Raw genomic sequence first — 13,841 nt, 5'->3', positions numbered from 1 at the left:
AAATAATAACACCCACCCTTAACATCGTCCACAGTAACAGTTTGTCTATTATTAATACGTTATTCTTCCACTCTTGTAGCAGAAAATCAAAAAAAAAATCCACTTGAGGAGATGTTCCACAAGTGGGCGCGATTAGTTACCGTTTTCGCTTTTTCTGTAATCCTCCTACTATATTGTTCATCGGTGAAAACTGATCATGCTTTTCTTTAATAGACTTTTGTGAAAGGTGGGTATACCTCGCTACCATACGAAGGTCAGCGTGTCCCATAATTTCCGCCAAGTATCGTTCAGTTCCACCGTTTTCCAAGAACAGAGTCGCTGATGTGTGCCGAAACAGGTGCGGGTGTATCCGTAGCTCAATCCCAACTTTGGTTGCATATTCTTTTAATCGGTCCCTGAAACGATCGTCACGTAACTTACCTCCGTAATTTGTTAAAAAAATATACTCAGATTCGAACTCCTCGCACTCCTTGATTAGTTCTTGTATCAACCTCATTGTGCGTCTTTGCAGGGGAACGATTCTCGCCTTCCTTGACTTTGCTACTGTCTCATCAACACGAATAGAATCATGTTTAAAATCAACGTCTTCCCTCTTTAAGGAAAGTACCTCATTTATGCGACAAAACGAGTCTATGAGCACGTTAATTATGACATAGTCTCGGAACCCAGCGTACGTTTTTTGATTCGGAGCCGCTAATAGCCGCTTTATTTCATCTATTCCCAAGATCGTGATCTCCCTCTCCGGTTCCTTTACCTTCCGGATTTTTGCGCATGGGTTACGACCAATCAGCCCCTCATCTTCAAGAAAATTAAACATCGTCCGAATTGGTTTGAGTTTTGTATTTACCGTCACTGGCGACAGCCCGATCGTCTTGTCCCGTTCACTTTTATGCGGGTGCCCGTCCCATTTGCGTTTACTATGGAGTAACCACGCAGTATAAGCACGGAGCAAGTCCGTTGTCACCGCAGTCACAGTCCGTTCGATATTATGCGCCGCTAAGTAATCGCAAAGGTACCGGTATCCTTCGTTATACATTTCGAGTGTACGAGGCGACCTTCCCTCCGCAACCTTCGCGTTATAAAATATCTCGAATAACTCGTCCAAGCTGCGCGAAGTATTTGTCGCCCTATCGTTTTTGTAACGCTTACCTATCCGTTTATCCAAAACAAAAAACGCCTCCTTCGGAAATTAATCCGAGAGAGACGTATACACCTACGTAAATTAGCCGCGCACACATGCGCTCATTGTACGGTAGCCCAACGTCGTCAAAACGTTGATTTAACGCGGTTCATAACGGTTCATATACGCGAGGAAACCCCAAGGGTGCGCGCTACCAGACTGCGCCATACCCCGATATATGAACCGCATAAGGCGGTAAATCAACCGCATAACGACGCGGCTTCAAACGTTCAATGTGCTTAGTCCATGGAAATGGTTCCATTTTCCATCACCGTATTTAACGCTATTATAGCGTATTCGCGCGCACACCCGCAATACTTTAGGTACGCAGCTTTGCGGATAAATTTTGGATCTCAGCAATCGGTCAGAGGTAATCTTCGCTTAATCGCCGTAACCACGATCAGATGGAGATGATGACTTTTCCTCAAACGAACATCACGAACTTTGGAAGCGGCTTGATGACGGGTACAAGAAGAAAGAACCGCAGCAAAGCGGTTCTTTCTAAATGATATAAAGTATGCTATTTAAACGTATAGCCTCGTTTCAGAAAACGTAATTTATACCCGCATTTGAACCAGCGCCTGCCCTGTTGCAGCTTTTTCCCGATTGCCCAGCAGCGAGGAAATTTCGTCCACGGTATAGTATCCGGCGAACCGTTTTTTCCTTACCGCCTTCGTCAGCCAGCTGAAAAAATCCCACACCGGGTCGTCGACCCATCTTCCGTTATGGTTGACCAGAACGGGCGTATACGAGATTTTCAACGCACAAGCGCCCTGCCATTCGAAAAAGAAAATGTTCTCCGTATTTTTTTTCTGCAGCAAAAAGGAGTAGCAGCCCTCCTGAAGAAGATATTTGTCCTGGTTGTGAAAGAAAACCGGTCCTTCCGCCGTCGCCACGATCCCAATCAAGTCGCCGTTGTGATGAACGTAAAAACCCCGGGTATATTCGATGTTCATATCGGATGTGAGCCGAACCTCTTGAAGCGAGTAAGGTTCGACTCCCCGGTGTCTGGTTTGCGCTGCGTCCTGAAAATGACTAATGATTTTCATGATTACACATAACCTCCCTCTTCGTACAACGCTTCAATGAGTATACCGCTTGATTCTATACCAATTCTGAACATCGCGGGCATCCCTATCCTTTATCCTCATAAAACACATGCCGGGGCAAGACTTGTCCATCCTTGATTTCAAGCAGTCCAAACGAATACAGCTTCTCCCTGCGCTTGTCCGTAGGAGAACCGGGATTAAACATCAGCACGCCGTCGTCCATCTGCAGGTAAGGCTGGTGGGAATGGCCGAACAGGATGCAGGAAACCGGCTCGCCCTCAAAAGCCTTCCTGGCCTTCAGCGGAGTAGTTATTCTTGATGAATAAGGCTCATGTCCGTGAACAAGCCCGATCTGTACCCCTTCAAAGGAAAGTATCTTTTTTTCGCCAAAACGCTCAATGATCTCGTATCCGTCATTATTTCCGGCGATGCCGTCCACAGGAGCTAATTTCGTCAGCTGATCGTACACCTCCAGGGTCATCCAATCGCCCAAATGAAGAATATGGTCCACCTCCCGGAACGCTTCCGTCAGCTTTGCGGGGAGCTTTACTCGCCCTTCTCTTAAATGCGTATCCGAAACAACGCCGATGATCATGGTCGTTCCTCCTTTTCTCAATTTAATCACTTTTCCGCAGAACACATTTCACATGAAAATTGCATTTTTCCAGTTACTCCATCTATACCCTGCCTGACCGATCATCATAAGTACACTTGTGCAGCTATTTTCCCCTGGTCCAACTATTATAGCAACGCCCCTGCCTGTGGTCCCGCACAAAAAAACTGCCCCGCGGCTTCCATATGGACAGTTCAACGTCCAAAAGGTGCCGAGAGGCAGTCTAAGAGCAGCCTGTGTTAAGGCTGTCATGGTACAGTCACGGTACTTCATGGTACTAACTTGGCCACGCTCAACTTCGTCCAAACGAACCTGAAGCAGCGAGCGCCCTGCCGCCAATCAATACTTGATCAAGTCGGCACGCAGCGGCGTGAAGCAGTCCAGCAATGCACTGGCTTCCAGCGCCTTCGCCCCATGCCTGGCGCCCATCGGAATGACGATGTGCTCGCCCTGCGCGATGACCGTTTTCTTCCCTTCGATCGTGAACTCGACGCGTCCCCGCAGGCAGTAGGACATCTGCTCATGCGGGTGGGCATGCTCATATCCTTCTGCACCGGCTTCAAAATGTACTTCCATCATCATCAGCGACGCCCCCGGCTGCAAAATTTTGCGTTTTACGCCGGGCTCCGCGTCCTCCCAAACTCCGATATTGCTCACGATTGTTCCGCCTCCTTATACTGGTCATTTCATAAACTAAAACGCCTTCGCGATTTCGATTTTCTGCGTTTGCCCGTTGTCCGTCAAATACAAATTATAACTGAATCCTTGATCGTCCATAAAATAAGAAATGTATTTGGCGGCCTCATTTAGCCGCTTTGGCACGAGCAGCGTGGCGATCCGGTGCGAGGACGCAGCCTTCGTCTCTGCCGACAGATGCCAGTGCGTATCGAGCCCGACGATTTCCTCGGGATCTACGCCCTCGAATCCGCTTGTCTGCGACAGCGTAAGCTCTCCGGATGTGCTGAAGATGAAGCGCCCTTCCATCAGGGCTTTCTTGCCGTTTACGTGGAAGGACTGTCCCTTCAGATCCATCTCATACAGCGTGTGGAAGAGCCACTGCACCCGTCCCGGCTGCTCCAGGTCGATCGAATCGACAATAACGAAGTAGCTGTTTTGCACAAAATAAATCTCGCGCTTGTACTGCTTCAAATACGGTACATGCTCCCGGTAAGCGGAGGTTGGATTCAAACGAGTGTAGGATACGCCCTTGTCATGCCAGGCGTCCTCGACCTCCCCTTTGGCCGCCAGGTTCAGCGCCTTGTTCATGCCGGCGAACTGCCCCTGCCCGTCGATGAGGACGGCGTTTTTGGACTTGGTCTGCCTGCGCCAGTTCAGATGCATCGAGCTGTTAAACGCGACATAATACCCGCTCTCAATGGCCAGCGGCTCCCCGTAAGCGTGCAGCAGGAACGCGCCCTGATCGCCATGGCTGTGGCTGACCGAGCCGTACTGGCTGCTCTTGGCGATGAGGGAAATCTGCTCCGCGGGATCGTGCAGGCGGTGATGCATCGCCACCCAGCCGATGTCGCGGAACCATTTGACGGGCTCAATGCCGGAAGGCTCTACCGGTTCAACCTGCGGATAATTGTGCCGGTACACGAGGTCATCGAAGGCAAAATCCCACCAGCCGTAGTTGTAAAACATGCGGTCGGCCTCCGGATTCGCGTCCTTGAGCTGTTCGAAGTACCATTGGTACCATCCGTTTCCGGTCACGCCGGCAAACTCGCGCATGTTGTAGCCGACCTTTTTGATGATATCGTCCCCGAGCGTCGAGTTGTCGCCAAAGGCCGTCCGCGTCGACGTAGTGGGACTGTAGCAGTAGAGTGGAAAATCGCCTGTACGCTGAAAAAAAGGCCGCCGGAACACGTCGAGCTTCGAAAAGTTTTTGAGCAGGTTCAGGCCTTCCGTCAGGTAAGCCATGCCCGTCGTCCAGTAGTGGGGCCCTTCGGCCCAGCCGCCGTCCTTGCCTCCCCATGGAGAGAACAGCGTGTAATAGTACTCCACCGTGTAGTCCAGCCATTCCCTGGCCTCCGGCTCCTCGTCGAACAAGGCGATGCAGCAGGGCACGAGCACCGAAGATAAGGAGCGGACAGCGTGGCTGTCATAAGGGACATGATGGATCTTCGAGCGCTGGATCACATGGTACGCCACCTGCCGGGTCCGGGCGAGCAGCGGCTCCCGCACCGCTTCCCGCTCATCCTCCGTCAGCTCGCCGTGGAGCCAGTCGTAGCCCCAGGCCAGCGCCGCGGCGATCCGAAACGCGGCTTCGTCGTTATAGTCACGGCTGGTCGGGCCGTCCGGGTCCCAGGACGCGGCGTGCAGCAGCCAGACTTTCGCCTCCGCGAGCAGCTCGGCGTCCTGCAGCACGGCACCGGCAACGCTCAAATGCCGGATGGCGTACAGCACCTCCTGGCAGGCCAAATAGCTTCCGCGCCACAGCGCCGCCGTCCGGCGGTTGTCCGGATAGGGCTGCGGTTCCGCGATCAGCTCCCGGCTCAGCCAAGGCTTGACCGATTGCTCGAAGAAGGCCTGCCATCCGCTGCCTGCCGCATCCTCCCTTACTGTGCCGCGGTAAGCCTCCAGCTCATCCGGCTGCAGCCACAGCCGGGGATGACCGGTGCGTACCCGGCTGTAGCGCTCGCTCCGGGACGGGAGCGCCGTCTCCGGAAGCCCCTCCGGCACCCGGAATTCTCTTACAGTGCTCCATTCGGACTGCTGCGCCTCCGGCCCTTCCCCCTCGAGCAGCGCGTACCTCCAATAATACGTTCCCGGCCCCAAGGCCTCGGAAGGCGTAAAGAAATTGTAGGGAACCGGCCCGTAGGTTCGGGTCGTCTCCCCGGTGAAATCCGGCGCGGATGACACCTCCAGCACGTACCGGTCATCTTCCAGTTTCGCCGGGGTCCAGGTAAATCTCGGCGGGTTCTCGATCAGCTCCGTTTGCCCGGAAGGCGCATACTGCACCGTTAAATCGCCGCTTTGCGGCTGATACAATCCGTTTGCCGTTGCCATTGTCCGTATCCCTCCAGTTTGGGTGACGCTATAGTAAGCTTATCGTCCTGATCCTTATCTTGCCGTATCCTTATATCACGTTCCTTGTGAGTGAGTCGTCTGTTGTTCATCATTAGTACCATTTCAGCTTCAGCGATCCATTTCCGTTTGAAAGTATTTTCAGGGCAAGGTCCATTTGACCGTTCCTGCCTTGGACGCAACCTTTACCGCATGAACAATCCACCGTTCACTTCAATGGTCTCGCCCGTAAGGTAGCGGGACAGGTCCGATGCCAGATACAGCACCGTATCGGCGACATCCTGCGGCGTCCCTTCCCGGCCAAGCGGGATTTTGGACACCGTGGCAGCCCGGCCCTCATCTGAGGTGAAGGTGGCGTGGAAGGCCGTCCGGCCGATAAAGCCCGGCGAAACGCAGTTGACCCGGATGCCCTGCGGCGCTACTTCCTTGGCCAGCCCCTTGGAGAAGGAAATGACAGCCGCTTTGCTGGCCGCATACACCGATGCCCCCGGACCGCCGCCGTCATGGGCGGCGACCGAAGTCATGTTGATGATGGACCCGCCGCCTCGGGCTGCCATGCCCGGAATGACCAGCTTGCTCAAAAACACGCAGGATTTGAAATTGACGTCCATGACATGCGTATAATGCGCCTCGGTCATTTCGGCATTCGGTACCCGCTTCACCAGGTGGCCCGCATTGTTCACCAAAATATCCACCGGGCCGCCAAGCTCCCGCTCTACCGTGTCCAGCATCGCCGTCAGCTCCTCAATGCGGGTGACGTCCGCCTGGACGACGGCAGCCCTGCCGCCCGACGCAGCAATTTCCGCCGCAAGGGCATCCGCCTCCTCCCGGCCCCGGTTATAATGAACCGCCACCGCGGCTCCCGCAGCCGCAAGCGACCTGGCCGCTTCCCGGCCGATGCCTGAGCTGGCGCCGGTCACCAGCGCCATTTTCCCCTGCAAATCGATCTTCATCCCACGTTCTCCTCCTCATACATGCAAGTGATGCTGCCGTCAAACGGCAGCGACATCCGAATCGTCGTTCCGTGATGCAAAGCGCTGTCAATCGTCAAACCGTACGCTTCTCCATAGACCATCTGAATCCGCCGGTGCACGTTCATGAGGCCCAACCCGCCTTTGTGGTAAAGGGAGCCCGAATCGGACTCCGCGAGCCGGTTCAGCTCCAGCTTTTGGCGCAGCGAATGAAGCTTCTCCTCCGTCATGCCGGCGCCGTTATCCTGCACGGCCAGCCGGAACCCTCCTTCACGGACCTCCGCGCTGATCCGGATCCGGTGATGATCCTGAATCCCGTCGGGGAACGCATGCTGGAACATGTTTTCGATCAGCGGCTGCAGCGTCAGCCGGACCATCTTGTGCAGCAGCAGATCTGGAGGAACATCAACATCCAGCTCAAACTGCCGCTGGGTCCGGTACTGCAGAATCGTCATGTAATTCAGCACATGCTTCAGCTCATCGACGACCGTAATCTCCGACAGGTTCGTCTGAATCGCATACCTCAGCATGGCCGCCATCGCTTCGACCATTTCCATGATTTCTTCAGAATCCTGGACGACGGCGTAGCATTTGATGGTCTCGAGCGTGTTGTACAGAAAATGCGGATTGATCTGCAGCTGCAGCGCCTGGAATTCGGCCTTATGCTGCTCCAGCGCGATTTTTTGCAGGTTCAGCTCCGTCTTGTGCGAGCGGATTTCCGCTTCGTAGACGCGCTCGATCATCTCCGACAGCCGCGTCAGCATCAGGTTGTAACTCGAGATCAGGAACCCGAACTCATCCTGGCGCTGCTCCTCGCCCTCAATCGTCTTCCACTCGCCTTTTTCCATCATGCGCATATTGCGGACGAGCTTTTTGAGCGGCTGCACGAGAGACCGGCCGAACCGGCCCGCAATCCACATCGCGACCATTAACGTGATGAAGCCGGCAATGACCGTCGTATAGCGGATGTTCATGATCGGTTTGCGAAGCTCCTTCACCGGGACCGAAATGACCATCTGCCAATCGGCGGCGCTGAGCCGCTGCGACACATACATCCGCTTTTCCCCGTTGACGACGGCCGTGAAGGTGCCCTGCCCGCTGAGCAGGTTCCTCTTGACCTCATCGTCCATGAACTCCGGAATGACGGCGTCCTCCGGCTTATCGACGAAATTGCCCTTGCTGTCCACAATGAAGGAGTAGCCTTTGTCCCCCAGGTCCATTTGTCCCCACAGCTTGGATATCTCCCTGGTGTTAAGCTTCATGCCGAGGATGCCCCGCGGCTGGTGCGACAGAAGCCCGCGCACGCGGCGGATGAACGTAATGTACTGCTCTTCCCCCGGATCCACCGTTGCCGAATTGATGATCGCGCCGAGGCCGTCCTTCGGAATATTTTGCTCGATTAAACGATAATACGATTTATAATCCTTGACCTCATCCTGGATGATGTCCTTCGTCGTGATCGCCTTGCCGTCCTGATTAATGACGTAAATCAGTTCGATCTGCGGATAAATGATAAAGGCTGAATCGAACACCTTGCTCTGAATCCGCCGCGACAGCTCGTAATACTGGAAACTGTTGTCCGGATCCATCTCCATAAACTTCAGGACGTCCGGGTCGGACAGGATGATTTTACTGGCATTGTCGAACGTCTGGAGGTACAAGTCCGTATGATAGGCCGCGTGGGTGATCATTTGGGACAGGTAGCGTTCCAGCTGGCGGTCCAGAAGTTTGGACGACTGCACGTAAGTGATGGTGCCGACCACCGATAAGGAAATGACGATTAATACCATGAAGTAGCCGAAAATGCGGTGGGAGATGCTTCTGCGGAACATGTCAGATCCCCAGCCGCTGCCGGTATTCCGAAGGCGAGATGCCTTCGTATTTCTTGAAGGTTTTCGTGAAGTTGGAATGGTCGGCATATCCAACCGCGTATGAAATGTCGGTGATCCGGTGCGATTCCTCGCCGAGCATCCGCTTGGCGTATTCCATGCGCCGCTTCGTGCGGTACTGGACGAAGGTCTCCCCCGTCGCCTGCTTGAACATGACGCTGAAGTAATTCGGATGCAGCCCCAGCTGATCCGCCACTTCCTCCAGCGACACCTCGCTGGCCAAATTGCGCTCGATGTAATGCTTGGCTTCCTCGATCGGGTCTTTCCATTTCCCTTTCCGCTTCCGGTACAGGCGGTCCAGCGTCCGGCCGATCCGCTCGGCGAACCGCCCGAAGGCCTCTTCCCCGGTGGAGTCCGGGCTGAGCTCCAGGCTGTCGTCCAGTTCGATGTTCATCTCCCTGGCTCTCAGCTTCTTAACGAGCAGGCCGTGGAATTCCTCCAGCATTTCGGCCTTTTGCCGCTCCTGAAGCTGAAAAGCCGAAGTCTCCCGCCGCCACTCCTCCAGCAGTTCCTGAACTTGGCTGCGGTTCATATAGTAAATGGCCTGGTCGAACCGCTCCAGCCACGCATCCATCTTGGCGACGGAAAGGTAGGCGGAGGCCGGCTTCTGCTTCTCGGCGCGCTGCACCAGGCGCCGCAGCGTATCCGCAAGCTCCCGTTTGGCCACCGGCTTCAGCAGGTATTCCCTGACGCCGAAAGCCATACAGGCCTGGGCATAGGAGAAATCGCCATAACCGGATACGACCACCGTCTGCACCGGGTACTCCTCTTTAGCGATGGCCTCGCACAGGGACAGGCCGTCCATGACCGGCATCCGGATATCCGTAAACACGAAATCGGGGAGCTCCTCCCCGATCGCCTGCAGCGCCTCGCGCCCGTTGGCGGCGAGCCGGATGGATGAAATCCGGATCCCGGACTGCTGAATGAATACGCTTAGTCCTTTCAGAATCATAGGTTCATCGTCAACGAGCAAAATCCGATACATCCTCAAGAGCTCCTTTCGATTTCGTATTCAGGATTCGTTTCTGGGCGGCGGGGAACCGGTGCGGGTCGCCGCCCCAATATCTCTAGCAGGTGACAACCGCCAATTCCTACTTCCGCGGCAGGAAGATCCCTTCTTTTTTCTGGTAGCGTTCATTGGCTTCCTTCAGTACGGCATTGCCGCCCTTGGACTTCCATTCCTCGATCACCTTCGGCCAATTTTCGATCGGCTCCTGGCCGTAGACCATTTTGACCATGTGGGTCACGAGCACCGGCGGCGGCGTATCCGAAAGCGGCGTGATGTCCGGGTTCTTTTTAAGCGCTTCCAATCTAGGGTCAAATTCGATGCCGTCACGGCCCTCGTTCGCCAGAATGTTATCGAACACACCCATCAGCTTGCGCCCGTCCTCCGTCAGGCTGAGCGATCCCTTGTTGTACGTCGTGTCCTGAACGAGCCACAGGAAGGATTGGCGGTAACGCTCCTCGTCAACCGCTTTGGAGTCGGTCGGCTGCTTGTAGTTGATTTTGTCCCCGTCCATCGTGTACGTTTCGCCTTCGACACCGAAGGTAAAAAACTTCTCGGCTTCATCCGATACCATCCAGTCGAGAAATTGAATGATTTTCTCCGGATGTTCGTATTTGGCATTAATGAAATAAGAACGGTTTACGTCGCCATACAAATAATATCCGCCCTTGCCGTCCGGTCCGGTCGGGGAGGGGATCACTTCGAGCTTCGCGTCAGGAACCGTATCCTGAAGCTGAGTCTGCCATTGAAGCAGCTCGTTGGCGTTCATCGACCAGATGCCGGCTTTTCCGGACAGGATCGTGTTCTTGAACGTCGTCGGGTTGATCGTGGCAAATTCCTTGTTGATCAGCCCTTCGTCATACATCGTCTTGTAGGTGGACAGCGCTTTCATCATATTGTCTGCATCGAAAAATTTGGGCTGCACCTGACCGTCCACTTCCTCAAACTGGCTTAAATAAGGGAAAACATCGTACGCTCCGAAGACTGTATCCGCATATTTGAAGTCCTGACGTCCCATGTAAGGATTTTCGACGCCCATCTTTTTAAAAGCGCGCAGCACTTCCATAAAATCGTCGATCGTCTTCGGCACCGGCAGGCCTGCTTTGTCCAGCAGATCCTTGCGGATCCAGGTCGCGCGGCGGGAAGGGTTGCCGAGCCACTCCGGAATACCATAGATTTTACCTTCATAGGTCATGCGATTCCAGGCTTCTTTCGGGATTTTTTGCAGCAGGTTCTGCCCGTACTTCTGCAGCAGGTCGTCCAGCGGCATAAAGACCCCGGCCTCCACCGACCCCGCCATCTCTTTCCCGGTGACTCCGCCCTGGCCCTGTACCACATCCGGAATGTCGCCCGTGGCAAACATTTGCGCCATCTTCTGGTCGTATTCGCTGTGCGGAACCAGGCGGATGTCCATGTCGGTGTTCGTCAGCTCCTCCAGCTTCTTCACCCACTTGTCCGCGTTGATATCCGGCGATTTTTCCACATGGCCGAAATTCAGCGTCCGCAGCGAAATCGAAAACTTGGTGACCCCGTTGTCCTCCGTGCTCGTCCCCGCATCCTTGCCGCTGGCGGATGAATCATTGTCCTTGCCGCCGCACCCGGCCAGCAGAGATGCCGTCATTACGGTGGCCAGCATCAGGCTTACCCATTTTTTCATCGTATCCCCTCTTTCCCCGCTTTGATTGCTCTTGTGTATGCTCTTTGTTGGATTTGGCAAGTTGATTGTATCCTTAACGTTTGCCCGACCGTGAGGTGGCAACTTCAGTTCGGGTAGTTCATTTTTAAGATTTGACCGCACCGAGTGTAAGCCCTTTCACAAAATGCTTCTGCAGGAACGGATACAGCAAAATGATCGGCAGCGTCGCGATGACAATGGTCGCCATTTTGATCCCCTCCGGGGAAGTAAACGCCAGCTCGCTGAACTGCGAGGCGCCGGGATCGATGCTGAGATCGTCGGTCTCGAACATCTTTTTCAGCAGCACCTGCAGCGGCCACCACTTCGGCTGATCAATGTAATACAGTGCGTTCATATAGGCGTTCCAATGTCCTACCGCGTAAAAAATGCCGAGCGAGGCCATCACCGGCTTGGAGAGCGGCACAACCATGCTCATCAGGATGCGTACCTCCCCGCAGCCGTCAATACGGGCGGAATCGATGACCTCCGCGGGCAGCTGCCTGAAGAACGAATGCATCACGAAAAAGTTAAACGCGCTGATCGCACCGGGCAAAATCATGGCCCACGGGGTATTCATCAATTGCAAATTTTTCATCAGCAAAAAGTTCGGAATCAGCGGCGCGCTGAAAATCATCGTAATCAGCACCATCAGCATGATCAGCTTCCGCCCGACATACTCCTCGCGGGACACCGGGTAAGCCAGCGTTGCCGTCGCCACCAGGTTGATCAACGTTCCGGCCACCGTGATGAAGACGGACACCGCGAACGCGCGCCATATTGACGCATCACTGAACACGTACCGGTAGTTGATCGTCGTAGCGTCCACCGGCCAGAACGTCACCTTGCCTGACGTGACCGCTTCCGACGAGCTGAAGGACTGGGCGATGACGTTCAGAAACGGCAGGAACATGGCGAGCCCGAGCAGGCACATAAACAGGATGTTGAACGCGTTGAATAGTTGATAGCTCCTAGACATCATTCGGTGCAACCGTCGTTCCTCCCTTCTAGTACAGGCCTTCGCCCGTCGTTTTCTTGCTGAGCAGGTTGCCGGTCAGGACCAGCACCAGCCCCACCACCGATTTGAACAATCCCACCGCCGTCGTGTAGCTGTACTGCTGCGACAGGAGGCCGGAGCGGTAAATGTACGTGTCGAGAATTTCCCCGTTTTCCGTATTGAGCGCGTTCAGGAACACCCACACCCGCTCAAAGCCGAAGTCGAGGAACTTGCCGATGTGCAGCAGGAACAAAATCATGATCGTCGGCAGGAGCGCCGGCAGCGTGATCCGGAGCGTCTGCTTCCACCGGTTCGCCCCGTCGATCTCGGCCGCTTCGTACAGGTCCGGATTGATTCCCGCCAGGGCGGCCAGGTACAGGATCGTGCCGTATCCCATGTCCCGCCAAATGCCCGAGCCGACCAGTACGCTGCGGATGTAGGCGTTGTCGCCGAGGAAGTACACCGGCTCGATGCCGAACAGTCCGAGCAGCTGGTTCAAGATGCCCGTGGACGGGGACAAAATGGCCACGGACATGCCGGCGATGACGACCCAGGATAGAAAGTGCGGCATATACACCACGGTTTGAACGACCCTTTTGAACACGACCAGCCTCAGCTCGTTGAGCAGCAGGGCCAGAATGATCGGGGCCGGAAACGCAATGATCAGGTCGTAGAGCCCGATGAGCAGTGTATTTTTCAGGATCCTCAAAAAGTCGTAATGCTGGAACATCATCGCAAAGTTGGCGAAGCCCACCCACTCGCTGCCCGTAAAGCCCTTAAAAATGTTGTAATCCTGAAACGCGATGATTGAGCCGCCCAGCGGAATGTACTTGAAGATGAGAAAATACACGATCCCGGGAAGGGAAATCACGTACAGCGCCTTGTACTTCCACATGAGGTGGATCAGTCCGCCACCTTTACCCGGCCTTCGGACCACGCCTGGGGGCGTCAGCTCGGCCGCTTCCGTTTTGATCGTCGACATATCGGTCCTCCTTTTACGCACGTCGTATAGCTGTGCTTATTTTTCATAGTAACGGCGGAGGGGTGGGGGATGCTTGGCATGAACAGGGGTGGGCTGGTTATTTTTTAAGGTTGGGGGCGTTGATTTAAAACAAGGACAGAAGCCCTTATGCCGCATCTGTGATGGGATTATTGGGTCGATTCGAAGGAACCGTAACGAAACCCAGACTTTTGCGCTCGGGGAGGGACGCATTTGGGGTTCCAGCCGCTGTTGAAGCCGTGTTCCTTGATGAGACAAGGAGGTGGGAACACGGCTTCAAAGGCGGCACGTAGACTTTCCACCCCATATGCTTTCCCTCTTTGGAGTTCAGGTAGTGGGAACTGCTACTCTTGGGGTAGCTGCTAGAACGCCCCTATCTGCTTCTCACTGCTGCTTAGCCAATTGTTTCTCCTTCGGTTACGTCACCAGCACAACGC

General features: G+C 54.6%; 11 protein-coding genes. All 11 read right to left on the bottom strand.

All coding sequences use genetic code 11. The annotated features are described in order from the left end of the window. Positions 1-136: 136 nt before the first annotated feature. A complete protein-coding gene (locus tag C7820_RS28135; protein ID WP_258875524.1) occupies positions 137-1,165 on the bottom strand; it encodes a tyrosine-type recombinase/integrase in 1,029 nt (342 codons plus the stop codon). A gap of 572 nt (positions 1,166-1,737) precedes the next feature. Continuing rightward, a complete protein-coding gene (locus tag C7820_RS28130; RefSeq protein ID WP_116233836.1) occupies positions 1,738-2,229 on the bottom strand; it encodes a hypothetical protein in 492 nt (163 codons plus the stop codon). Between the two features lie 85 nt (positions 2,230-2,314). Next, positions 2,315-2,824, bottom strand: coding sequence for a metallophosphoesterase family protein (locus C7820_RS28125; protein WP_116233835.1), 510 nt, complete (start codon positions 2,822-2,824; stop codon positions 2,315-2,317). A gap of 357 nt (positions 2,825-3,181) precedes the next feature. Further along, positions 3,182-3,499 (bottom strand): cupin domain-containing protein, encoded by a 318-nt coding sequence (locus C7820_RS28120; protein ID WP_076175515.1) that lies wholly within the window; start codon positions 3,497-3,499, stop codon positions 3,182-3,184. A 36-nt stretch (positions 3,500-3,535) separates the two neighbouring features. Next, complete coding sequence (locus tag C7820_RS28115) at positions 3,536-5,851, bottom strand: DUF4962 domain-containing protein (RefSeq protein ID WP_116233834.1); 2,316 nt, start codon at positions 5,849-5,851, stop codon at positions 3,536-3,538. 203 nt (positions 5,852-6,054) lie between these two features. Further along, entirely contained in the window at positions 6,055-6,822 is a 768-nt protein-coding gene (locus tag C7820_RS28110; RefSeq protein WP_116233833.1) for an SDR family NAD(P)-dependent oxidoreductase, read from the bottom strand. After that, positions 6,819-8,672, bottom strand: a complete 1,854-nt coding sequence (locus tag C7820_RS28105) for a sensor histidine kinase (RefSeq protein WP_181909222.1) — start codon at positions 8,670-8,672, stop codon at positions 6,819-6,821. The genes C7820_RS28110 and C7820_RS28105 overlap by 4 nt, the downstream gene beginning before the upstream one ends. 1 nt (position 8,673) lies before the next feature. Beyond that, positions 8,674-9,714, bottom strand: a complete 1,041-nt coding sequence (locus C7820_RS28100) for a response regulator transcription factor (RefSeq protein WP_116233831.1) — start codon at positions 9,712-9,714, stop codon at positions 8,674-8,676. A gap of 106 nt (positions 9,715-9,820) precedes the next feature. After that, positions 9,821-11,392 (bottom strand): extracellular solute-binding protein, encoded by a 1,572-nt coding sequence (locus tag C7820_RS28095; protein ID WP_116233830.1) that lies wholly within the window; start codon positions 11,390-11,392, stop codon positions 9,821-9,823. Positions 11,393-11,516: 124 nt separating this feature from the next. Further along, positions 11,517-12,389 carry a carbohydrate ABC transporter permease gene (locus C7820_RS28090; protein WP_116233961.1) on the bottom strand — a complete coding sequence of 291 codons (873 nt, stop codon included), beginning with the start codon at positions 12,387-12,389 and terminating at the stop codon, positions 11,517-11,519. Positions 12,390-12,414: 25 nt separating this feature from the next. Continuing rightward, complete coding sequence (locus C7820_RS28085) at positions 12,415-13,386, bottom strand: ABC transporter permease (RefSeq protein ID WP_181909221.1); 972 nt, start codon at positions 13,384-13,386, stop codon at positions 12,415-12,417. Between the last annotated feature and the right edge of the window lie 455 nt (positions 13,387-13,841).

The sequence above is a fragment of the Paenibacillus sp. VMFN-D1 genome, assembly GCF_003386155.1.
Taxonomy (GTDB): Bacteria; Bacillota; Bacilli; order Paenibacillales; family Paenibacillaceae; genus Paenibacillus_AQ; species Paenibacillus_AQ favisporus.
The sequence above is the reverse complement of the archived record's forward strand: the minus strand, read 5'-3'. Positions and strand labels throughout refer to the sequence as shown.